The following is a 24,115-nucleotide window of genomic DNA, read 5'->3' as shown; positions in this document are numbered from 1 at the left end:
TAGATATTGTTTCTTTAAAAATTTCTAAATTCGACCTTTAAACATAGGTTTTCTCTGGGTTTCTATTCCAAGGAGAACTAGGAGCTTGTACTTCTCCTTTGAGTGCGATTCCCATAATGATTAAACCAGGCCAGTATAGATATGCCAAACGCTGCTGACTATCATTAAAAGTAAAGAGAAATAAAATCAAAAGAAAAGACAATGCTATCCTGGCTGTTGCACTTTTATGTACCTTAATTGCCAAACTGATAATACTCAATAGCATTGGTACTAAAAAAGCGGTAAAACCAACTAGCCCCTTTATAAACAAGAGACCGAACCAGGTATGGTGGGAGCCAATGGGCATCATTGCCACTACCTTGGGACCGGGTACCTCCGGAACCCCATGACCCCATATAGGGGCTTCCTGCCAACGCTCCGAAGCGATTTCAGCTAAAGCTTCATGCACTCTTGAAGAGTCAGGTCTGGCATTATGAAATATATCATAAGCATCTCTGGCAGCCCCAAGAATTACCGTGCTAAAAATACCTGATAAAAAGCTAACTAACCCGATGACAATTGGTGTGACAGCTTTAGTAATTTTGGAAATAAATAAAACTAATATGAAAACTATCGGCATAGCTATAAAAGACAAGCGAGAAACCGACACAATACTCATAGCCAAGGAGCCAATTATAGCAATTCTGCGCCATGTTTTGTTAGGTTCTCCAAGAGCCAGGAAGAAGTAGATATTGCCCATCAAACCTAACGCTGGTCCCCAAGGAGCAAAGAGAAATAGACGTACCTCATTCGTACCGTACTCAATACTATAAAGATTTACAGTATAAAAAAGAGAACCATTTTGTATTAGTCTTTCAATTGGAGAAGAAAAAAGTACCTCAGGCAACTTTAGTATCCAAGTTAAATAAAAAATGGGAATTAAAATCAAACTTTGAAGACATAATATACAGACGGCTCGATAAATCAATTGGGGTCGAATGTTGAGACAACCACTTAAGGGAAATAATGCTAGCAATGCCCAGTCTGTACCCCAATTGATCAACGATCTAAGGGTTTGATTAGTGCCGACATCAGAATCAATACAACCTACGACTGTCGCAATTGCAATGATGATAATACCGACAAGCCAAAGCCACAGTATCCAGGAAACGTTAATTCTTTTTTCAATAGGAGTATGTTTTGTTTGGTTCCAAAGTCGTTTACATAAATACAAAAATAGTACCCAACCTAAGATGAAATTTACAGGATATATAAGAGCAAGAAAATAAAATCCATAGGTACCAATTATGGAAGACCAAACCAGACGTTCTTCAAAGTTTTGAGGTTTCATTGTCGATTGTCTTTTTCTATTTATTCCCAGTCGTGTCAGTTATCGAATTTTTACGTTCGCGCCACCAAAGTAACACGAGTCCAAGGGATACAAAAAAGGAGCCAGCAGCCGAGCCTAGTAAAACCAATTTTTCTTTTGGTGAACTTGGAGTATCGGGTAAGGTAGGCTGTATAACAAGTTGAATGAGTGGATAAGAGCCAAAGGCATTCGACTTACCAAGATCTAATCTAGCCAGAGTAGAGGAAAAGACAGCTTCAGCAATTTGTGTATTCCGTTTCAGAGACTCCAAAGTAATTTGCTGCTGTGTTAGAGCTTTGAGTCTACCTTCAAGCTGGGCTATCTGTTGTTCTATTTCTTGAGCTTGGGCTGTGAACCCCTTTTGCTCTGCCTGAACTTTAACAAGTTCTTGGAAAAGAGTGTCCCGAGGAACAGCATTACCAGAATTATTGCTACTCAGGCTTAATTGCTTTAGCGTTGCTAAACTGACTGGTCGTCCTAAAAGAAATTGCCCTCGGGCTAGCACAGCCCGTTGAGCAGCATCTCGTTTGGCTGTCTCTGTAATTAATGTAGGGTGGTTGGGCAAAAATTTGGATTCTAAAACAACCAAAGCAGCGCTGGCGTCACTGTAGCTTTTTAAGTTCTGTTGAAATATTTGGTCTGTTTGAAGAACGAAAGCATCTGAAGCTTGACCTGCAGATAGTTTTAAATTAGCTGATAATTGTGCCAGACGAGTATTGGCTTGTTTCTGTTGAGCTAATATTTCGGCTCGTTGTCTGCGTAGCTCTTCTATGTTGGTTGTCAGGTCGTTAATTTGATTTTCAGAGCTCAAACCCGAACGCGCTTTATAATCGGAAAGTTGCTTCTGAGCAGTTGCCAATTTTTTTTGGGAAGAAGTCAGGGCAGTTCGGTAACCTACATCTCTTTGAATAGCTTCTTGAGATCTCAACTCGTTGAGTTTTGCTTGAAAGGCTTTGTAAAAAGCTAAAGATTTATTTTGAGCTTCCTCGGGGCTCGCACCCTGGAAATCAACGCTCATAATGGAAGTATTAACTATTACCTTAAGCCGAGGTTCGCCAAACTCTTCTAAAGTCATATTAAGCTGTTCTGCTGCTGCTTGCAAAACAGGTTCGCTTTCAGCAATATATTTATAAATTTCTCTTGGATCTTGGGTGGAGAGAGCAGCGTATGGAGACACATTTTCATAATTAGCTTGACCGATGCCTGGTAAGTTAACATTGGTGTTTGACCACGCACCTGGCAGATTAATAGCTGAAGAGCTCGTATAGGTATGTGGTGCCACCTTTAGATAAAGAAAAGCTGAACCCCAAAAGGCTAGGTTAGTCGCTAGACCTAAAAGAAAGTAACGCTGCCAACGTCCTTGGTTCGCTCCTGTTTTACGCGATCTGCCAGGATAACCAGCAGAGATTTCTATAGAATTGGTCATTAACAATCCTTGCAATGGGAAAATGGTGGAATAACAGAGGCTGTGCAGTACCGTGCGATCGCCTGAGTGTAATTTTAGGCTGATGCTTTAGTAACCCGAGACATTCTCTGATAGTCTTAGTACTAGTTTCCTACTTAAACATCAGTGTAAATACTATCTGGCGGTTACGATCGCACCGATACAGATAGCATCCTGACGGGAAAATAAAATTATCCACCTAGCTATCCACCTGGAAGTGGTATATCGTCGGTTGGGTTAAGGAACGAAACCCAACAAAACCTTAACAAAATTGAATTGGAGAACGAAACCCAATCTACGCCAATTTGGAGGTTATATTCTTGTATCAGGAACATTTACGGTTGGATGTACAGTTGTAAGGGCTCTCAACCGTTCGCCCCTACTGATACATTTCATTTATCTGAAAAATGCTGTATTCATAAGATTGGTTCTCTTTGGACTTGCCAGCTTTGATGAGTTCAACACCCTGCTTGCTAAACTCTGCCGCTTTTCCCGCTTGAATATAAATTTGTTCACCTTCCATTGCTGTTATTGATCGGCTTGCTCTTGAATCTTGTTAAATTCCTTTCGCAATTCGTCATCACTCGGTCTATCGGAAAACTCTTTATGAGTGTACACCCAAAGCAAATAGACTGTGTGCTGCGGCTCATGAATCTGTTCAAGTCTTACAAAGTTATTCCTTTTGCTGTTGCAGTTTTTGTTGCACTAACAGTTCCTACATTGGCATTCTTGGTATCAGCCTTAGCTGAGGTCAATTCATCAAGTCCTGTTCCTAGTTCCGGAAAGACAGCAGCAACTACAGTGGATGGTCTCACGCAGGAAATTGTGAAACTTGAAGTTGAGCGTGCGTTGCTGGATGCCCGATTTACTCCTGAATCTCCAATTGTTCAGGAAATTGAACGTCAGATTCAAGACGCCCGTACTCGACTTATCCGGGCAGGTGGAACTAACGAGATGGTTAACCCTATGGTAGCAGATGGTCTTAAGGTAAAAGTTGCAAATTTGGAGGTAGAAGTTGCAATACTCAATGCACGTTACACTCCAGATTCACCAGTGATTGGGGACATGGAAAGAAAGCTTCGTGCATTGCGTCAACGCTATGCTAAGTTCCAACCACGTAATTCTAAAAAGATAGTCAATACAGCTGTCTCTCAGGCACTGCGAACTAAAATTGCAGAATTTAAGGCAGAACGCTCGCAGCTCAGCAAACGCTATTTACCCACCAGTATAGAAATTATGACCTTTGATTCGCAGCTTCGTAGTTTGGAAAAGAGACTGGCAATGTATCAATAAATAATTTACAGGTAGCTTTTAATTAATTTGCTTGAGCAATCGCTGAATAAGTTCACTGGCAAAATTTTTACTAACGATCGAAGTAAGCAAATTTTGCTCATACAGACGCTGCCAAGCTTTACGAATCTGCTTAGGTTTAAATAGCTTGCGCTTGCGATCGCTATTCTTGAAAAATCTATAAGTAATGTAGGTAAGGCTATGCTTTAGCAATTGAATAACGGTGGGCGGTGCCCACCCTACTTATGTTTTTGAGCAATTGAATAACGGTGGGCAGTGCTTATATTTCAAAAATTCAAATAGGATTTCTATATTTCAGAAATCTCTATAGTTTTATTCCAACAGCTTCAATAATCCCCGTACAAGCTCAACAGCGAAAGTTTTGTAACCCACTTTCTCAAACAAAATTACCATTTTATCTGCTTCATAGCGCATCACGCGCCCTTTGCCAAAGTTGGTATGAATGACCGTGCTGTTAATTGGGAAAGGATGAGATACATTTTCCTCAATGGTTATACCAGCTTGGCAGTTATCGCAGAAGCCACATTTGTTCGTCAATGCTTCTCCAAAATAGTTAAGCAAGAACTGACGGCGACAATCTTGCAATTCTGCATAGTTTCGCATCATTTCTAAGCGCGATCGCACAAATTGTTTGTGTCGTTCCTCAGACAGTGCTGCTGCTTTTGCTGCTGATTCCCGATCTATTTCTGTCTCGGTTACAGTCACTTCTCCTGTTGGCAAAATTTCCACTGCCTCTATTTCTTCCAGCCGACTCAGGGCTTTTGTAAGTTTTGTTTTAGACAGTTCTGTTTCTTCCTTTAAATCTTCCAATTCAATCGGTGCATCAGCCTTTTGTACAGATTCTGCAACTTGTACAACATCATCATAATCGACTTTACCGCCACTAGCAAAAAAACGGCGGATGTTAAGGTCACCTGAATTATAGAAAAGAAGCGCTTTTGCCTCTTTTCCATCTCGTCCTGCACGTCCAATTTCTTGATAGTAGGAGTCAATTGAATCGCTAATTTCGTAATGAAAGACAAAGCGTACATTTGGCTTATCAACGCCCATACCAAAAGCTGTGGTAGCAACAATGACTTCTGCTTCATCTTCCATAAATGCAGCATGAACTTGCTCTCGTTCTGCTGCTTTCATTCCTGCATGATAGTAGACTGCTTTGATACCTTTTTTCTGCAAAGCTTCCGTCATTTCTTCTGTGTGTTTGCGGGTAGCTGCGTAAACTATACCTGGTTTTTCCGCTGCTGTCACTTGTTTGAGTAAAGCTATTTTTTTCTCATCTTCTTCATGAAATGTCTCCACACCCAACCATATATTGGCACGGTCAAAGCCACGTACAAAAACACGCGGGTTCTTCATTGACAAACGTTCAACAATTTCATCCCGCACAATAGGAGAAGCAGTGGCGGTTAATGCCAATACCCTGGGATGACCGAGGGCTTCGATAACACGACCCAACCTCAGGTACTCAGGACGAAAATCATGTCCCCATTCACTAATACAATGAGCTTCGTCAATGACAAATAAGGAAGGTTTTGCCTCTATCAGTCGGGTGAGTATTTCCTCGTTGTTAAATTGTTCTGGGGCGAGAAATAAGAACTCTAGCTTTTTCTTTTCCAAATCTACAAACGCTTCTTCCCTTTCTGTATTGGATATGGTAGAGTTGACAGCAGTTGCAGAGGCTATATCTTGGTCTTCAATTGCTTCTAGTTGATCGTACTGAAGCGCAATTAAAGGAGAAATCACAACCGTTGCACCGGGAATCAGTAAGGCAGCAATTTGGTAAATTGCTGATTTACCCGAACCTGTTGGAAAAACAGCTAAAGTGTCATGCCCAGCAACAACGGCTTCGATAACCTCTTGCTGTCCGGTACGCAATTCTTCATAACCAAATGTTTTTTTCGCAATTTCTTGAATTTGCGATCGCTCCAATCGCTGCCCAGCCATACCTAAGTTCCCATGTAGATAAGTATATATTGGGTGGGGCTGAAAGTGCTGACCTCTTGCTAAGGAGTTAAACTAGGAGAAGTAGCTCCTGCAATGCGGTCTGTTGTCTCGGATTTGCCATCATCTTTCCATGACAAATGGCTTCTCATGTCTGCATTGCGAAAGATTGAGATTTGTGTAGCTTTTAAAAATTTCTCAATCTATTTGGGAATCATTAATATACACATCAAAATATTTTGAGCATTTAAGCGGCTTTATCCCACCCACTTAAACTCATACCTCGTTCACTTTAATCATCGTTCTAAGCAACCAAATGCTAACTCTTCCTGGTTATGTTCTTACTGAGACTGTCTATGAAGGCACTTACAGCGTTATTTATCGTGCCATCAAACAGGTAGATGCGATTTCTGTCATCATTAAAGTTCTCAGGGCTGAATATCCTACCCTGGAAGAATTAACTCGACTCAGACACGAGTATAAAACCCTCAAAAGCTTAATAAATGTTGAAGGAGCGATACAGACTTTAGGGCTAGAAAATTATCAAAACGGTTTAGCCCTAGTTCTGGAAGACATAAATGGGATTTCGCTAAAAAACTTTACTAATCAACACCAATTATCATTAAAAGATTTTCTATTGATTGCTATTCAACTAGCCTCAGCATTGGCAAATATTCACAACAAACAAGTTATTCATAAAGATATTAAACCACATAATATTATTATTAATCCTAAAAATCTAATTGTTAAAATTATCGATTTTAGTATTGCAACACACCTAACTAGAGAAAACCAAAGCATTAGCAGCCCCAACTTACTAGAAGGCACTCTTGCTTATATGTCTCCCGAACAAACGGGAAGAATGAATCGGTCACTTGACTACCGCACCGATTTTTATTCTTTAGGTGTGACCTTTTATCAAATGTTAACTGGTTTGCTACCTTTTAATACTACCGATTCTCTAAAAATTATTCACGCCCATATTGCTAAAATTCCAACTGCGCCCCATGAAGTCAATTCAGAGATTCCGTTGGTAATCTCTAACATTATTATGAAACTTTTAGCTAAGACGGCTGAAGAAAGATACCAAAATGCTTTAGGTCTGAAAGCCGATTTGGAAGCTTGTCTCAATCAATTGGAGAAAACTGACAAAATTAGTAATTTTACAATTGGTCAATTAGATCTATACAGTCAATTTCTCATTCCCCAAAAACTTTACGGTCGGGAACAAGAAGTTTCTATCTTACTTAAAGCCTTCGATCGCATTAGCAGTGGAAAAACTGAGATGGTTTTAGTCTCAGGTTATTCAGGAATTGGCAAATCTTCCTTAGTTAATGAAATTCATAAACCAATTATACGCCAGAGAGGCTACTTCATTTCGGGGAAATTCGAGCAATTTAAACGCAATATTCCTTATGCTTCATTAATTCAAGCTTTTCAAGAATTAATGCGGCAACTATTAACAGAAACTGTCGAATTTCTAGAAAGTTGGAAATCTAAACTGCTAACAGCCCTTGGCGCTAACGGTCAAGTCATTATAGATGTGATTCCAGAAGTTGAACGAATTATTGGTTTTCAACCTGCAGTTCCTCAATTAGGGGCTACGGAATCCCAAAACCGTTTTCATCGAGTTTTTAAACAGTTTCTTAATGTATTTACAAAACCAGAACATCCCCTAGTTTTATTTCTCGATGATTTACAGTGGGCGGATTCAGCATCTTTGAAGCTCATTGAGTTAATTATGACCGCTCCAGACAAGCAATTTTTGTTATTTATTGGGGCTTATCGTGATAATGAAGTCAGCGCTACTCATCCCTTGCTTCATACCTTAGAGCAAATTCAACAATTTGGAGTTACTATAAATAACATTGTTCTCCAACCTTTAAATATTGGTCATGTTCAGCAATTAGTTCGCGATACCCTTTGCAGCAAAGAATCAAAAAGCGAACCACTAGCTGAATTAGTGTTTTATAAAACTCAAGGCAATCCTTTTTTTGTAACCCAGTTGCTCAAATTCCTGTATCAAGAGAAATTGCTAATATTTGATTTTTCTAAAGAAATTTGGAAATGGAATAGTGAACGCATACAAGAGATTAAAATTACAGATAATGTTGTAGAGTTGATGGTTAGGCAAATTCAAAAACTGTCACCAAAGACCATTAACACCTTAAAGTTAGCTGCCTGTATTGGAGACACATTTACTTTAGGAGTTTTAACAATTGTTAATGAAAAAAGCCATGCAGAAACTGCTAAAGAAATGTGGGAAGCTTTGCAGGCAGGGTTAGTTTTACCCTTAAATAATTCCTATAAAATTCCACTGGTGTTTGAACAAAAAGAGATAGAGAGTGAGGGATGGCAAGCAGAAAGTATACCTGATTTTGCTCAATTCCCCATAAGCTACAAATTTTTACATGACCGCGTGCAGCAAGCATCTTATTCCTTAATTCCAGAATTTCAAAAGAAACAAATTCACTTGAAAATTGGTCAATTGCTACTGCAAAATACTAGAATTGAAGAACGAAAAGAAAACATTTTTGCTATCGTCAACCAACTGAATTATAGTGTCGATTTACTTATCTTAAAGTCGGAGAAATACGAGGTCGCTGAACTTAATCTGGTAGCCAGTCAGAAAGCAAAAGCAGCTATGGCATATGAGTCTGCCTTCCGCTACTTGAAGGTGGGTTTAAGTCTGGTGGAAACTTCTAGTTGGCAGGAACAGTATGAACTGACATTAGCGCTGCATCAAGAAGTGGTAGAAGTGGCATTTCTTAACGGTGATTTTGAGCAGATGGAGCAATTTGCCAAGGTATTGCTACAGTATGCTAGAACGTTGGTGGATAAAGTAAAAGTTTACGAGGTACGCATTAAAGCTTGTGAAGTCCAAAGAAAATTACTCGAAGCGGTAAGGATAGGGCTGCAAGTTTTGGAAATACTGGACGTGAAACTTGTTGAATCACCAACAACCTTAGATATCGAACAAGCTATCGAAAAGACTAAAACCAATTTAGCTCTTAAAACAATAGAAGATCTAATTAATTTGCCGTTAATGACAGATGGAACTAAGTTAGCAGTCTTTCGTCTAATAGCAAGTCTAATTCCGGCTACTTTTCAAGCTGCACCAGCGTTGTTTCCTCTAATGGTTTGCGAACAAGTAAGTTTATCTGTCAATTCTGGCAATTGTCTCTTTTCACCTAGTGGTTTTGCTGACTATGGAATTCTTTTAAGTGGTGTTTTACAAGATATTGAATCTGGTTATAAATTTGGACAATTGGCTTTAAATTTAGTAGAGCGATTAAATGCTAGGGAAGTTAAGAGCCAAACACTCTTCAAAGTTTCATCTTTTACAATACACTGGAAATATCATGTCAAAAGTACTTTGTCGCTTTTACAAAATGCTTACTCTAGTGGATTGGAGAATGGAGATTTAGCACACGCTGGCTATTCGGCAAGTCATAAATGTCAATATTCTTACTGGAGTGGATTGGAACTAAAGAGCCTTGAACAGGAAATGGCTACTTACAGTAAAGCCATCGCTCAAATTAATCAAGAAACTGCTTTAAAGTGGTTGCAAATATTTCAGCAAGCAGTTTTAAACTTGTTAGGAAGTGTTACAAATCCTTGCCGTTTAATTGGTGAAGCTTACAATGAAGAGCAATTATTATCACTTCATATTGAAGCCAATGAGCGAACAGTCATACACTATGTATTTTTAAATAAATTAATTTTGTGTTACCTATTTGATGAAGTAACACAAGCGGTGGAAAATGCAACTAAAGCCGAACAATATTTAGACGGAGTCACGGGATGGTTAGCTGTGCCTTTGTTCTACTTTTACGATTCTCTAGCACAATTAGCCCTATATCCATCAGTTCCAAAAGCAGAGCAAGAATATATCTTAAGTAGAGTGACAAAAAACCAAGAAAAAATGCAAAAATGGGCAAACTATGCACCAATGAATTTCCAGCATAAATATCAGCTTGTGGAGGCAGAAAAAGCACGGGTATTGGGAAAATTCGTAGAAGCGATGGAATTGTATGACCAAGCGATCGCTAATTCTAAAAAACAAGGATACATTCAAGAAGAGGCTTTAGCAAATGAACTAGCTGCCAAGTTTTATTTCTCATTTGGTAAAGAGAAAATTGCTCAAGTCTATTTAACCGATGCTCATTATGGGTATGTACGTTGGGGAGCAAAAGCTAAGGTAAAAGACATAGAAGCAAAATACGCTCAAGTCTTTTCTCGAAAGCAGAAGATGCTAGCCCTCGGTACGGACAATTCTCCGATAACAGCAGCTACAACCGGGGATGTTTCCAAAAATCTAGATTTAGCCACAGTCATGAAAGCAACTCAAGCTCTTTCTGGCGAAATCGTTCTCTCGCAATTGCTGACAAAGTTAATGCAGATTGCGATCGAAAATGCTGGCGCTCAAACGGGTTTCCTAATTTTAGAAAAAGACGGTGCTCTTGTTATAGAAGCACAAGCAGATCTAGAGAAAGATAATGCGATCGTACTGCAATCAACACCAGTAGAAACTAGCCCCCATTTGCCACTATCTCTGATTAATTATGTAGCCCGAACTCAGGAGAACCTTTTATTCAGCAATACCACTCGTGAGGAACTTTTTGCAACAGACCCTTATATTATCACCCATCAACCAAAATCAGTATTGTGTACGCCACTTCTCCATCAAGGAAAATTGAGCGGTATCCTCTACCTAGAAAATAATCTAACTCCTGAAGCATTTACACCAGAACGCTTAGAAGTCTTAAAACTTTTATCTTCCCAAGCAGCAATTTCTATTGAAAATGCTCGTCTCTATAGCGATTTGGAAGCAGCTAATGTCACCCTTGAAGCAAAAGTTCAAGAGCGAACACAGGAGTTACAAGAAAAAAACCTACATTTGCAAAAAGCAGAAGCAGCAGCTCAATCTGCAAATCGTGCTAAAAGCGAATTTTTAGCAAACATGAGTCACGAACTCCGCACTCCACTGAACGGAATCTTAGGTTATGCCCAAATTCTGAAACGCGATAAAGATTTAACAAGTTCTCAAAAAGATGGTTTGAACATTATTTATCAGTGTGGCGATCACCTTTTAAATCTGATTAACGAAATTTTGGATCTTTCCAAAATTGAAGCTCGGAGAATGGAAATATATCCCACAAATTTTCATTTTCCCGAATTTCTTGAAGGCATTGCAGAAATTTGCCGTCTTCGCGCTCAACAAAAAGGTATCTCACTCATTTATCAACCGACAACTCAACTTCCTAAGGTAGTGAAAGCTGATGAGAAACGGTTGCGACAAATACTCATTAATTTACTAGGTAACGCAGTGAAGTTTACCGACCGGGGTACAGTGACTTTTAAAGTAGGAGTCATTAGTTATGAGTCATGTGACATTTGTCAAGAGCCTCTGAAAAATACATTTGAACCAATGACAAAGGACAAAGGAGAAATAACGACTTACAAAATTCACTTTGAAGTAGAAGATACTGGAGTTGGTATGACTACAGAACAATTAAAAGAAATATTTTTGCCCTTTCACCAAGTAGGGGACAATAATCGCAAGGTTGAAGGCACAGGATTGGGACTATCTATTAGCCGTAAATTAGTGCAGATGATGGGTGGAGAAATTCAGGTGAAAAGCACCTTGGGCACGGGCAGCGTTTTCTTTTTCGATTTAGAGTTACCTGTTAACCAAGATACTGATGTTGTGAAAGGTGAGTTGAAAGGAGAAACACAAAATATCTTACATTTTAGGGGTAATAAACGAAAAATTATTGTAGCTGACGATCAATGGGAAAATAGGTCATTTTTAGTTGATACCCTGGCTCCCTTAGGCTTTGAAATTTTGGAAGCAATCAACGGTCAGGATTGTTTGGATAAAGTGGCACAATTTAAGCCAGATTGCATATTAATGGATTTGCTCATGCCAACAATCAGTGGTTTTGAAGTAACTCGTCAAATTAGGCAGTCAGAGGAGTTTAAAGATGTCGTGATTATTGTTACTTCTGCTAGTGTTTTTGATTTCGATAAACAAAAAAGTCAAGAAGTCGGTTGTAATGATTTTATAGCCAAGCCAATTCGAGTCACAGAACTGTTAGAAAAGTTACAAATTCATTTAGAATTGGAATCGATTTATGAAGAGTCGGAAAAATTTGTGTTGTCTCAACCTAATCCTTCCAGACAAATTTTAATATTTCCTCCGCCTGAAGAAATTACGATTCTTTTGAGTTTAGTTATGAAAGGCGATCTCAAAGCCATTATGGAGCGTTCCACTTACTTGGAAGAATTAAGTTCTCAATACATTCCCTTTTCTCAAGAACTATATCGACTAGCAAAAGGATTTCAAGTAAAAAAAATTCGTGAATTTCTTAAAAGTGTAGGAAATTAATTGTGATTCAAGAGAAGGATAAAAACAACATTATTTTAATTGTTGATGACAATCCCACTAATTTAGGTGTATTGTTCGATTTTTTAGTAGATTCTGGTTTCCTAGTTTTAGTTGCTCAGGATGGTGAAGATGCGATTGAACAGGTGGAATATGCCTTGCCCGATTTAATCTTGTTAGACGTGATTATGCCTGGAATAGATGGCTTTGAAACCTGCCGTTGTTTAAAAGCCAAGGACATAACAAAAGAGATTCCCATCATTTTTATGACAGCACTGTCGGAAACGGTTGATAAAGTTAGAGGTTTAAATCTTGGGGCGGTAGATTATATTACCAAGCCGTTGCAGTATGAAGAAGTTTTAGCTCGTGTCAATATACATTTGAGCCTGCGAAACTTGACTAAGAGACTGCAAGAACATTCTGTGCGTTTAGAGCGAGAAATTCAAGAACGCCTAAACGCAGAGCAAGCACTTTTGCAGTTAACCGCTGAGTTAGAAAAACGAGTGGCAGAAAGAACGGCTGAACTTCAAGCAGCAAATCAAACACTGCAACAGGAAATTAATGAGCGGATATTAACAGAACAAGCCTTGCAACAGTCAGAGGTTCGTTATCGAGAACAAGCCCGTCAGCTTGAAATTGCTTTTCGTCAACTGCAAGAAACTCAAAGCCAGTTAGTACAAAGTGAAAAAATGTCCAGTCTCGGACAACTGGTAGCAGGGGTTGCTCATGAAATTAATAATCCGGTTAGCTTCATTTATGGAAATTTAGTTCATGCGAATCAATACACTCAAGATTTGCTTTACCTCTTAGATTTGTACGGTAAGTATACTCTTTCACTACCTCCGGAAGTTCAGCAACAGATAGAGGCGATAGATCTAGAGTTTCTGATTGAAGACTTGCCCAAATTACTGGCATCTATGAAGATTGGAGCTGAACGCATCCGCGAGATTATTCGGTCATTACAAAATTTTTCTCGTGTTGATGAAGCGGGAATGAAGCCAGTGGATATTCACGAGGGTTTGGATAGTACACTACTGATATTACAAAATCGACTGAAAGCAAATACGAATCATTCAGATATTAAAGTCATAAGAGAGTATGGAAGTTTACCACTGGTGGAGTGTTATGCCGGACAAATAAATCAGGTGTTTATGATCTACTTCTACCACCCGCTTGATCCGGGGTAGACATACTACCACTTTTATCAATGATTAACGTGTAATCGCGATCGCTCATCATATTTGCTTTAGATTGTGGTCTATATCTACCAGTCTAACTGTTGGGTTATGGTACGGTATTTAATCACGAATGCTTTGTAACATTAGACCTGTGGCATAAATTTTTTATCTTGCACAAAGAAGCAAAGAAAGACAAGGGGGACAAGGCAGACAAAGAAGAGAAGGTAAAATGTACGAACGCAACTTGGAATTATCCGACCAAATCGAAGATTAACTATAATTCTTATGTTGCAGCCGCTCAAGTTGCACTCATTAAGGAATGTGCAGCTGTAGAGTTACAAGCGGACATGGTTAAAATGCTGTGCGAAGTAAAGCAGTTACCACCATGTGAACTAAGAATTCCTAGAATTCTGGTTTGGGAAGTGTCAATATGTGTGGATGGTTGAGGAGTAAAAAAAACACTACATGGAAATCGGCAATCTATTTACAGCAGGTGGGGTAGTGATGTGGCCCTTGCTAGCGTTTTCGATGCTAGCAGTAGCACTCATTACTGAGCGAATCTTGTTTTGGGTACGGATTACGAAGCGTCAGAACCAAGTGGTTCGAGAAGTGCTCAATCTCTACCGTCTTGATAACGTTGTCGGTGCTTTGGATAAATTGCAAAAAAATGCGGATTTACCCATTGCACGGATTTTTTTAGCAGCATTACAATTGGAACAACCTACTCCAGAAGAATTTCGTCTTGCTTTGGAAAGTGAAGCGCAAGCTGAAATACCTTTGCTTAAGCGTTTTCAAAATATCTTTGATACCATCATTTCCCTTGCGCCACTGTTAGGGCTTTTAGGAACTGTTTTGGGGTTGATTGGCTCTTTTAAGTCTTTGAATATCGGTGATGTGGGAGGTACTAGGACAGCCGGTGTGACGTCTGGTATTAGTGAAGCTTTGGTTTCTACCGCATCAGGATTAGTTGTTGCTATTTTTACGCTCCTATTTGCCAATACCTTTCGGGGACTCTACCAGCGACAAATTGCATTGATTCAAGAGTATGGCGGACAGTTGGAGTTGCTGTATCGTCGCCGTTATGAAAGAGGAGACAAAGCTTATGCGCCTTCCAGATGAACCAGATCTGCCAGCACAAATTAATATTGTACCGATGATTGATGTCATATTTGCAATTTTGACCTTCTTTATTATGTCAACATTGTTTCTTACACGGCAAGATGGATTGCCGGTCAATTTGCCAAAAGCAGCAACCGCACAGCAACAACAAGCATCAGAACCAATTACGGTGACGATAGATAATCAAGGACAAATCAGCTTAAACCGTCAACCTGTTGCTCTTGACGCTTTGGTAGAGCAAGTACGTGGATTGATTGGCAACCAAGAAACTGTGGTAATTATTAATGCAGACGAACAAGTGCATCACGGTCAGGTGGTAGCTGTGATGGATCGCTTGCGTCAGGTACAGGGAGCAAGACTAGCTATTGCTACCGAAAAGCCATAACCACTAACCACTAACCACTAACCACTAACTAGAAGATAATGACTATTTGGGTAAATGAGCAAATTGATGCGTCTGGCATGATTCATGCTTGTATTGCTTGTTGTGATGAGTCTCAAGCTAAAGATTGTCATGAGTCCTTTAAGCAAAATTTGACTGAGGAGCAAAAAGCATGGGGTTGGATAGCGCGATTGCGGACGGTTGATTCTTGGGATGAAGTTCCAGTCAATGCTTTAAAGCTAAATTGATATTGCTAGGAAGCTCCAAGAGCAGGAGTGGAAAACGTTGAAAGGAAAAATAATTTTTTCTGTTTTCCTACTGCCTGCTTTCCACTTTCGGTATCAAAAACGTAAATTAAGCAGCAGAATGTGCTATCAGAGAAGGTTAAGAAAAGATAAGACATCGATTAAAAATAAATTTTTTATTAAAAATATCTAATAATAAGGTTATATATAAAGAAAATTTGAACGTGTTATGGAGTAAGAAAGAGTTATCATCAATATAAAACATGAATTGAAAAACTTGCAAAAACACAAATCAAGTTAAGTGAACTATCCAACAGTTTACACTTCTGAACAAGTAAACCCCATTCATTTGGTTGGCAAAATGGGGCGGTCTGTTCAAATTTCAATTCATTCTCCAAGTCAGTATATCTGTGCCAACCGCGAACAGATATTACCAGATTGGAGAAATGCACTCTCCTTATGGGTGGTGATTGTTCTACAGCAAACGCAATATGAAATGGTGGACACGACACCAGAAATAGAAGCAGAAAAAGAAAAGTTGCGGGAAAAGTTTATGAGGTTTGGCTGCGATGTTGCCTTTAATTTGCGCGATCGCGGCTACTTAACAGACCTTATCGATCCCCGCACGGGATATCCCTTGCTCTCTCGTCCGGGGAAAAAAACCCATGATGATACGGCAGTGGTAAAAGCTTTACTGCATTACCCAGTGATTCAAAATAGATGCCGCGTATTAGTCCACCCGACTTGGGGGGCAGCAGTTTATCCAAGTGTTTTGATATCAGAAGCTCCCCCGATGGTCATTGAATGGGCGATAAGAAGCATAGCTCCTTTGCATGATTGGCAACAAAAAGATGTAGAGACACTGTGAAACGGGGATGTGACGAATTTACAACGGCTCGGAAATATTATCGCAAACATCCCGAACTCCATTATTCAACCAGAAAAGATGATTGCGAGCGTCTTTAACCAATTGACAACCCCGTGCTAATGCTCTATTCAAATCCAAGAGTTCTGTGTTCCAAAGCAAGGCAGTACTATCACTGCTGACTGAAGCCAGTGTCTTGCCGTCGGGACTAAAGCTGACGCCGTAGACAGGATCTGTGTGCCCCTTAAAAGTGCTGATGCCTTTTCTTTCCTTGACGTTCCACAGTCTAATAGTTTTGTCACTACTAGCAGAAGCTAAGATATCTGACTTGGGAAGAAAACTGACGCTATTCACACCTTCACCATGTCCTCTAAGTTTGTAGGATATTTTGCCATCAAGAATATTCCAGATGATAACCATTCTGTCTTCACTCCCAGATGCCAATATTTTGCCATCAGAACTAAAATTCACACTATTAACTGGTGCTATGTGCCCTTCAAGTACGTTAATTTCCTGACGTTTCTCCACATTCCAAAGTTTAATGCTTTTCGTACTTCCAGAAGCTAACATCTTGCCGTCAGGGCTAAAGCTGATGCTTAACACTCCATTTTTTTGTTTTGGGAACGTTGCAAGTAACTCACCTTTTCTATTCCATAGCTTAATAGTTCTGTCATAACTGGCTGAGGCTAGCATTTTACTATCGGGGCTGAAACTGAGGCTGCGAATCGTGTCATCATGTGCTTTTAGTGTTGTGAGTTTTTCTCCATTTTCTGGATTCCAGAAGATAATGTTACCTCTAGTATCTCCTGAGGCTAATAGCTGGCTATCTGGGCTAAAGCTAGTTGCCGTGATATCAATTTGATGCCCTAAGAGAGTCCTCAATTCCTTGCCATCTAATTTTCTCCAGAGTTTAATTTTGTAAAACTTTTCCTTATCTACAAACGTAAAATCACTACCAGCTGTAGCGACCGTTTTACTATCACCACTGATGCTGACGGTATAAAGTTTTTGGCTGTGTCCTGCAAGAGTTATCACATCATCACCTTGAATTCTCCAGAGTTTGATAGTACTGTCAATCCCGGCTGAAGCTAGGAGTTTGCCATCAGGGCTGATGTTGACAGTACGAACAGCACTACTATGCCCTGCCAAGGTTTTCAGTTCTTTGCCATCCTCAACACGCCAGAATTTAATGGTGTTGTCGTTACTACCCGAAATTAATATTTTGCCATCTACAGTAAAACTCGTGCTAAAAACCTCGAACTTATGCCCAGTCAGAGTTCTTATCTTTTTACCTTGTTGAATGTTCCAAAGTATAATTGTACTATCAGCGCTAAAGGAAGCTAACGTTTTACCGTCTGGACTAAAGCTGACTCCGTAGACGCGGTCGCTATGTTCTTGTGGTAAAGTTTTCAGCAGTTGACCTTTTGAATTCCAAATTCGCACTGTTTTATCATCATTGCCTGCGGCAATCAAATTACCATCAGGGGTAAAGCTGACTCCAAAAAATGAGTATGGTTTTGGGGAACCACTACTTTGATTTTTGTCTTTTGCTTTTGCTTCTAGTATTTCGTTAGGAAGTTCTACAGTTTTGATAAATGTCAACTTATTATCCTTCACACTCCACAGTTTTACAGTGCCATCCCAACTTGCCGAAGCGAGCATCTTACCATCAGGGCTAAAACTCACACTATAAACCTGTGCTTGATGCACTTGTTTATCGTCCAGTAACTTGCCATGAATACTCCAGAGCTTGATAGTTTTGTCATAACTTCCTGAAGCGAAAATTTGACCATTAGGACTAAAGCTTACACTATTCACAATATCTTTATGCTTTTCAATATTATGAAGTATTTTGCCCTTTAAATCCCAGAGTTTTATGGTATTGTCAGTACTTGCTGAAGCGAGAATTTGCCCGTTCGGGCTAAAGCTGACACTCCTAATAGTATTCTTATGTCCTAGCAAGCGGTTGCGTTCGCGTGTCCAGTAAGCTGCCTGTTGCAAAGCAGACATTGTTTCCAACTTAGTATTGGCTGCTATTCCTATCGGTATTTCTAGTTGTTTGCCTGCTTTTAAAGCGTCGCTCAGTGCTTCTAGCTGCTTGTTAGAGTTAAAGGATATTTCGCTCATGGCTGCCAGTTTTCCTGTCCGAGCATCTCGATTTTCACTCCACTGAACAAAAGCAAATGCCAACACCATACTGAATACAGCAAAAAACGAACCCCTTCTAATCCACTGCTTAGTTTTTCGGCGCTGAATGCTACTCCTAACAAACTGAGTTTCTAGCTTGTTATACCAATTGTCTGGGGAGTGGAGTACCTTTTCTAAAACATCCAAATACGGGTTATTATCCCATAAAAAGTTTTCTTTTCTATATTTTTCCCGAAAATACTTTGCCCAGTTGCGGGGGTTTGTTCTCCAATCAAAATTTATCGATTTTTCTCTTTCCCATTCCTCTGCAGCAGGAGTCAATCTACGTTGTATGGTTATTAAATTTTCTATTAAATCTTCCCGCTTTTGCGTTGGTTCTAACCAATCGCGCAACTGACTCCAACCCCTTACCAAAGCATCATGAGCAGGTTCAACGTATTCATTACCTTTTTCATCTCGCCCTTTCACCAACAAGCGAGCTTCTGTAAATTCTCTAATGACCTCATCTACTTTGCTCTGAACTGCTTTGGGATATTCCAGTTCCTTCATAAAAACCCGTCTGCGAGCCAAATCACCACTTCCCTCCGCTACCATTCGCAGCATCACGTTTTTGATGATTTTGTCGTAGTCTTTGTGTTGACTCACTAACTTCTGATATATTTCATCTGCTCTTCTCGTAAGGCTACCAGTCGCTTTACCTAATTCTTCGTAATCTTTATGCGTAATGACCCGATTGTATTGTTCATATTCCCGAACATTTCTATAAAATTTACGATAAAGTTCGTTCAAAGTGAAGGAAAGGAGTGATAAACCCCCAGGCATATTGATGACTTCATCAATCAATCGATCTACCAAAGAGATTTCGTAATCTTGTGTTGCACCCTCAAAAAATAAGGCTATCCTCTCAGCAGGTTCGACAATTGCTTCTCGTAATTCTTCACGCGTCATTGGCGTAACTTCAAATCTTGCCTTTACCAAATCAACTTTGGCATAGTCTTGAAATGCTGATTGAAATAGCGATCGCAACACAGGTTCATAGTCAGAACGCAGCGTCACAACGATACACAACTTATTTCGATACTTAATAACTGCTTTAGCTAATTGTTCTAAAAACTGCTTCCGCTCTTTTTCATCACGGCACAGAGTCACTAATTCTTCAAGCTGGTCAATGACTAATAAGAATTTTTTATTGGGATGGACTAAAGCCAAATTCCCAACTAAACCAGTGAAATGTTCAGTGTCAGTGCTAAGTGCTTTACGCCGTAACTCGGTCTTTTTGGCTTGCAATACAGGGTTTTCTATATCATTACATACTCGTGCTAGTGCAGTGAGAGGAGATTCACCCGGACGAGTTGGTTCTAAAATTTTAAAATCAGACTGAGTAGCTGATTCCAATTCAGGAACAAGCCCCGCTTTCACTAAACTAGATTTTCCCGAACCAGAAGCTCCCGAGACAATAGAAAGTGTTTCTGTACTGACTTTTTGCGCTAGGGTTTTAATTAACCTTTTTCTACCAAAAAATTTATCTTTATCTTCTCTTTCAAATGATAACAAACCCTTATAGGGATATCTTGGATTTTTTTCATCGGGAAGAGGGGCTTTTTGTAGTATTTTGTTTGCATCAAATCCTGGTATAACAAATATATATTTCCCAAAATCATGTTTCTTCAATTGAGTATATCCGGGTGTTTGTCCGGAATTCATTTCTAAAAATTTTTGTTCTATATATTGAATGATTTCGGTAATAGTAACAACGCCATCTTTGTTATAGTCTGCATTATTTTCACTGTCCGGCTCGAGAGCTTCAAATAAAGTACTAGCAAAGGGAGAGTGTCGCTCATCTTCCCCGCGTTCCCCAAAACTATATAAAGAATCCGCAGCAGTCTCATTATAAGCAGCAGAGGTAATCACCTCTTGGGCGCAACCTGCGATGTACCGATTGTAGCGTTCCAAATACAAATCTTCTTCTGACAGCACTGCTTGTCTGACCGCCGAACGGAAACTCCCAGCAAAGCAACAATCTAATATAATTAATAAATGACGGCAACCCAGTTTTACCAAAGCATCGTGCAGCTGCCGCATGGGTAGCAAACTTTTATCATCTCTACTGGCGTCTTGAGGAAAGATAAAGCCTTGGGGCCCATCATCTTTTTCATCTACTCTCCTAGCAACACCATGTCCGGCAAAATAGAATAAGACACGGTCGTCAGGTTCTACTCTTCTATTTCCATTAGGGAAAGGAATTGTTTGATTTTCAAAAGCTGTGAATAGTTCATTCAGTGTTTTAGCAGTTGCTTGTTCATCTACCAGTTGTAAAACTTCATATTGGTATTTATCTCTTAATATTTCAGCCAACTTTCGAGCGTCATTAGTCGCACTTTTTAATTTCCAGCTTGGTTCAGTGTACTGATTGATACCAATAATAACTGCATAACTATTTTTAATTTCAGACATAAAATAGTAGTGTCCTTTGTCATTGGTAAATGAACTTCACTCTGTTTGTTATATTTCCGGATTAACCCACTCCATAAGCCCAGATTTCAAATTTAGCTTCAGAAGAAAGAATTGTGTCCAGCGAGCCATAATGCTTAATACAAAACTCTTCAAACTCATTTAAAGCCTGCTGAAAGGTCTCATCCGATACTTGCCAACATAAGCCATATGCCCTTGATTTAAAGAAATTTAATAATTCTCCCACTGTGTTATTAACTGACCACTCCTTTGCAATGAAATAATTTGATGTGTATCCTTTATTATTTAAATACCTCTCCACATTTATTTCTTGGATTGTTGCATCTACAGGTTTTGATTTTTGCTTGTTACCTTCATACTCAGACAATATTGCTCGAAAATAGCCCTCAAACTCTCTCCGGGCGGGAGGAGTTATCCATTGACAGTTGAGATAAAAGCCTTTAGGTTTTAGCACTCGGTCGATATCATCTAAAAATACTTTCCAGTCAGAGACAGTATGAATCATGTGAACGGTTAATACTACATCAAAACTGTTGTCTGGAAAAGGTAATTGCTCGGCATCAGCATGAATCAATTTCAAATTGGGAGGATTTCCATTTATTTTTTGACGAAACTGATTTAGCATTTCTTGAGAGATATCGATTCCTGTTACGAAATAGCCGCGTCTGACGAGAGGAAGAACATTTAAGCCTGTGCCAACTCCAGGTTCTAAAAAAGATGTTTCAAGTGTTGCAGACGTAAGCTCAAGAATAAAGTTTGCGACTTCTTCTGCTACTGATTCCGTCAACCACCTTGTTTGGTCGTAGATTTGTGCAATCTTGTTGTAATAATTAAGCTTGTTCATATGCTACCTAGACAGGTTATCTTGTGTCTGTTTACAATAAGTGTAATTGCAGCAATTTTCCAGTGAATGAACCATTGTACGGTTGATTACTTGCAATATCCCGATTTTACTTTTTCCCGTCCCTCCATATGATTGGGGGCTACTGTGGTGGTGTACAAGTTGAATTTACCCCCCTTTATCCCCCCTTATAAAGGGGGGAAGCAAGTCAATATAATCCCTCTCCTTTATAAGGGGAGGGCTAGGGAGGGGTATTTTTTGTTTATAAAGGGAGGGCTAGGGAGGGGTATTTTTTGTAAGTGTTTATCAGGACATGATATGCGAGGCTACTTTGTTACTTTAGTGCTAAACACTAAAAGCAACTATCCTGGAACATTTGGTTGCACAAGCATTAAAGAAACTTCTTTCGTCATCCAATTATCATTACTTTTATCTGAAACACGCATAACTTGACGAGTGTAGACTCGATCCATTAAACGATTGAGGGAACCATTTAAGCCTCCTGTAGAACGAGTCGTAGGTAGTGGGGCATCAAGCCCTGGTTGCCTTAACAAGCTAGCATCAAAATCTGAAGTGCTGACAATTAATTTGAAGATTTCTTTGTACTCGGTAATGCCCTTGGCTAAGAAATTCTTTGGAATCCCATAAGGAACTTTTTTACTGACAATGGTTGCACCTGGTTGAGATTTTTTGGGTAAAAGTAAACCACTTCTTTCAGGGAATAAAGGAGGAATACAAACTTCGTAATCTCCTGCAAATTCTACTATCTGAAAGTAAAGGTCTTTTTCAGTATTATTGATGACTTTAATTTGTAGGGTTGGCGCTACCCACCTACCATTATTATAAATATATTCTCCACGCAGTTCTGAGGTTGCTGATTTTGAGGAATACTCTTTTCCTCCTGTAAAGATAATCAACTCCATCTCCACATCACTAGGTTTTATTTGGCTTGTGGGTGGAGTTTTGAGGTCAAGAATATTCTGCCATCGTGCAATATGTTCTAATCTTTGAATGATTTGATGGGCGCGTTTTGCGGTATAACCATCGCTATCTGATGTCTCAGGAACGGGCGCAACTAATGGATGTTTATTTGATGCTTGTTTAATCCAATACTGACCTTCGCTGGCTTCTACATAGTAATTTGCACTTGTCAGATCTTCCACTTCCCGGACATATAACGACGGTTTATTATCATAGCCAGATGTTGAAAGTGTTTTGCGAGCAAGTTCTACACCTGTATTGTCACCTTGAAAATAAACTTTTAACTGTGGTAGTGGTAAGCTTACAATAACTGCATAATAACCTTTTTCAGTCAATAGACCGGTTCCATACCCAATAATTTCAACTGTGCTTAGTTCTGGGAATACCCGCTTGACTTTAGCTTGACAAATTGCCTTGTTTAATTGAAGTAACTCTTCTGAGGAAGTGTTTTCTGGAAAGATGGCTAACAAAGTCTCTTCACCGTTAGAAGGTCTGGGAATACCGTGTAAAGCACCAGCGTTTATAGTCCAACTATTATATTTGTTATTGTAGGTGAGGTTAAAATAAGCATCGCGATCGCTAACCGCACCGCCTAAGAAAGCTTGGTTTAAATCATCTATTTCAGGTGCTTCAATTTGTGGGGATTGTTCTTGTCTTTTCCCACTCACCAATGCACGGGTATTATTGATTAAATCGCTATAGGACAAACTACCATTGGTATTTTGCAGTGTTTGTGTTAGAAAATAAGAAAAAGCACCTCGTGGTTGACCATCTTCGTCTTTGTACTCCTTAGCAGTTTGATGGGAACGACAAGCTGCGATCGCAATATGTCTTGGAGGTTTGTAATTTGTGTTTGAGCGACAAAGAAGCCATTCTACAGGAAAAATAAAGTCTTTCAAATCTCGTTGTCTTGCATCATTAGGGGCTTGACGTACAATAACTTCTGGGTCTCGTGTACCAGTACCGGAGTGACAGCAGTCCAAAATAACTACAATATGTGGGTTCTTCTTTGCAGCCTGGGAAATTAAGTATTCCAATTCCTTATCTGCAAGATGAAAACCGTTTTCTGTCCGACTATCGTAGCAAACTAAGTTTTCAATCAGATGGTCTGGCTCATCAGACCACAACTCTGGTGGTGCGGTTTCTTGCGAACCATGACCCGCATAGTAAAACAAGACGACATCTTCGCTGTCAGCTTGAGATAAATGCTGTTGAAAACCATTGATAATTGCTTGACGCGTTGCCCATTCATTTGTCAGTATCCAAGGAATATCGGAGTTTTCAACCAATTGCCATTCCTTATCTGTGGCAATGCGCTTTCGGAGATACACTTCAATCGCTTTGATATCATTAACGCAACCATACAGGGAAGGTACTTTTGAAGCAGGATGGTACTCGTCAATCCCAACCAGCAAGGCATAAATATTTTTAGCCATAGATTTTTACCGAGAT

16 protein-coding genes are annotated in these 24,115 nt (G+C 39.5%); 8 read left to right on the top strand and 8 right to left on the bottom strand.

Annotated features, from left to right (window positions below; all coding sequences use genetic code 11):
• Nucleotides 1-37 precede the first annotated feature (37 nt).
• The 3 genes from ACYRY3_RS26270 to ACYRY3_RS26260 all read right to left on the bottom strand — a co-directional run bounded on the left by ACYRY3_RS26270 (nt 38) and on the right by ACYRY3_RS26260 (nt 3,315).
• Nucleotides 38-1,330, bottom strand: a complete 1,293-nt coding sequence (locus ACYRY3_RS26270; RefSeq protein WP_460204567.1) for an O-antigen ligase family protein — start codon at nt 1,328-1,330, stop codon at nt 38-40.
• 16 nt (nt 1,331-1,346) lie between these two features.
• The gene (locus tag ACYRY3_RS26265) at nt 1,347-2,774 is read right to left on the bottom strand and encodes a GumC family protein (protein ID WP_460204566.1); all 1,428 of its coding nucleotides are present in this window, start codon (nt 2,772-2,774) and stop codon (nt 1,347-1,349) included.
• Between the two features lie 397 nt (nt 2,775-3,171).
• Complete coding sequence (locus tag ACYRY3_RS26260; RefSeq protein ID WP_460204565.1) at nt 3,172-3,315, bottom strand: hypothetical protein; 144 nt, start codon at nt 3,313-3,315, stop codon at nt 3,172-3,174.
• 83 nt (nt 3,316-3,398) lie between these two features.
• Here ACYRY3_RS26260 and ACYRY3_RS26255 point away from each other — a divergent pair, with 83 nt between their 5' ends.
• Entirely contained in the window at nt 3,399-4,085 is a 687-nt protein-coding gene (locus tag ACYRY3_RS26255; protein WP_460204564.1) for a hypothetical protein, read from the top strand.
• An 18-nt stretch (nt 4,086-4,103) separates the two neighbouring features.
• On the opposite strand, the gene ACYRY3_RS26250 is transcribed toward ACYRY3_RS26255, so the two are convergent.
• Both ACYRY3_RS26250 and ACYRY3_RS26245 read right to left on the bottom strand, forming a co-directional pair.
• Nucleotides 4,104-4,295: a hypothetical protein gene (locus tag ACYRY3_RS26250; protein WP_460204563.1), complete on the bottom strand. Its 192-nt coding sequence runs from the start codon at nt 4,293-4,295 to the stop codon at nt 4,104-4,106.
• 120 nt (nt 4,296-4,415) lie between these two features.
• Nucleotides 4,416-6,047, bottom strand: a complete 1,632-nt coding sequence (locus tag ACYRY3_RS26245) for a RecQ family ATP-dependent DNA helicase (RefSeq protein WP_460204562.1) — start codon at nt 6,045-6,047, stop codon at nt 4,416-4,418.
• A 313-nt stretch (nt 6,048-6,360) separates the two neighbouring features.
• On the opposite strand from ACYRY3_RS26245, the gene ACYRY3_RS26240 reads away from it, so the two are divergent.
• The 7 genes from ACYRY3_RS26240 to ACYRY3_RS26210 all read left to right on the top strand — a co-directional run bounded on the left by ACYRY3_RS26240 (nt 6,361) and on the right by ACYRY3_RS26210 (nt 16,224).
• Nucleotides 6,361-12,435 (top strand): hybrid sensor histidine kinase/response regulator, encoded by a 6,075-nt coding sequence (locus tag ACYRY3_RS26240; protein WP_460204561.1) that lies wholly within the window; start codon nt 6,361-6,363, stop codon nt 12,433-12,435.
• A gap of 2 nt (nt 12,436-12,437) precedes the next feature.
• Nucleotides 12,438-13,619: a hybrid sensor histidine kinase/response regulator gene (locus ACYRY3_RS26235; RefSeq protein ID WP_460204560.1), complete on the top strand. Its 1,182-nt coding sequence runs from the start codon at nt 12,438-12,440 to the stop codon at nt 13,617-13,619.
• Nucleotides 13,620-13,711: 92 nt separating this feature from the next.
• Nucleotides 13,712-14,056 carry a hypothetical protein gene (locus ACYRY3_RS26230; protein ID WP_460204559.1) on the top strand — a complete coding sequence of 115 codons (345 nt, stop codon included), beginning with the start codon at nt 13,712-13,714 and terminating at the stop codon, nt 14,054-14,056.
• Between the two features lie 19 nt (nt 14,057-14,075).
• Nucleotides 14,076-14,729 carry a MotA/TolQ/ExbB proton channel family protein gene (locus tag ACYRY3_RS26225; protein WP_460204558.1) on the top strand — a complete coding sequence of 218 codons (654 nt, stop codon included), beginning with the start codon at nt 14,076-14,078 and terminating at the stop codon, nt 14,727-14,729.
• Complete coding sequence (locus tag ACYRY3_RS26220; RefSeq protein ID WP_460204557.1) at nt 14,713-15,114, top strand: ExbD/TolR family protein; 402 nt, start codon at nt 14,713-14,715, stop codon at nt 15,112-15,114. The genes ACYRY3_RS26225 and ACYRY3_RS26220 overlap by 17 nt, the downstream gene beginning before the upstream one ends.
• Nucleotides 15,115-15,152: 38 nt before the next feature.
• Nucleotides 15,153-15,359, top strand: coding sequence for a glycogen debranching protein (locus ACYRY3_RS26215; RefSeq protein WP_460204556.1), 207 nt, complete (start codon nt 15,153-15,155; stop codon nt 15,357-15,359).
• Nucleotides 15,360-15,657: 298 nt separating this feature from the next.
• Nucleotides 15,658-16,224, top strand: coding sequence for a methylmalonic aciduria and homocystinuria type D protein (locus tag ACYRY3_RS26210; RefSeq protein ID WP_460204555.1), 567 nt, complete (start codon nt 15,658-15,660; stop codon nt 16,222-16,224).
• 18 nt (nt 16,225-16,242) lie between these two features.
• On the opposite strand, the gene ACYRY3_RS26205 is transcribed toward ACYRY3_RS26210, so the two are convergent.
• The 3 genes from ACYRY3_RS26205 to ACYRY3_RS26195 form a co-directional block, all read right to left on the bottom strand.
• Nucleotides 16,243-20,823 carry an nSTAND1 domain-containing NTPase gene (locus ACYRY3_RS26205; RefSeq protein WP_460204554.1) on the bottom strand — a complete coding sequence of 1,527 codons (4,581 nt, stop codon included), beginning with the start codon at nt 20,821-20,823 and terminating at the stop codon, nt 16,243-16,245.
• A 61-nt stretch (nt 20,824-20,884) separates the two neighbouring features.
• Complete coding sequence (locus ACYRY3_RS26200) at nt 20,885-21,685, bottom strand: class I SAM-dependent methyltransferase (RefSeq protein WP_460204553.1); 801 nt, start codon at nt 21,683-21,685, stop codon at nt 20,885-20,887.
• Between the two features lie 359 nt (nt 21,686-22,044).
• Complete coding sequence (locus ACYRY3_RS26195; RefSeq protein ID WP_460204552.1) at nt 22,045-24,099, bottom strand: caspase family protein; 2,055 nt, start codon at nt 24,097-24,099, stop codon at nt 22,045-22,047.
• Nucleotides 24,100-24,115: the final 16 nt, after the last annotated feature.

It is taken from the genome of Scytonema sp. NUACC21, assembly GCF_054684315.1.
Note: the sequence above shows the minus strand (reverse complement) of the source record. Positions and strands in the feature narration are given on the sequence as shown.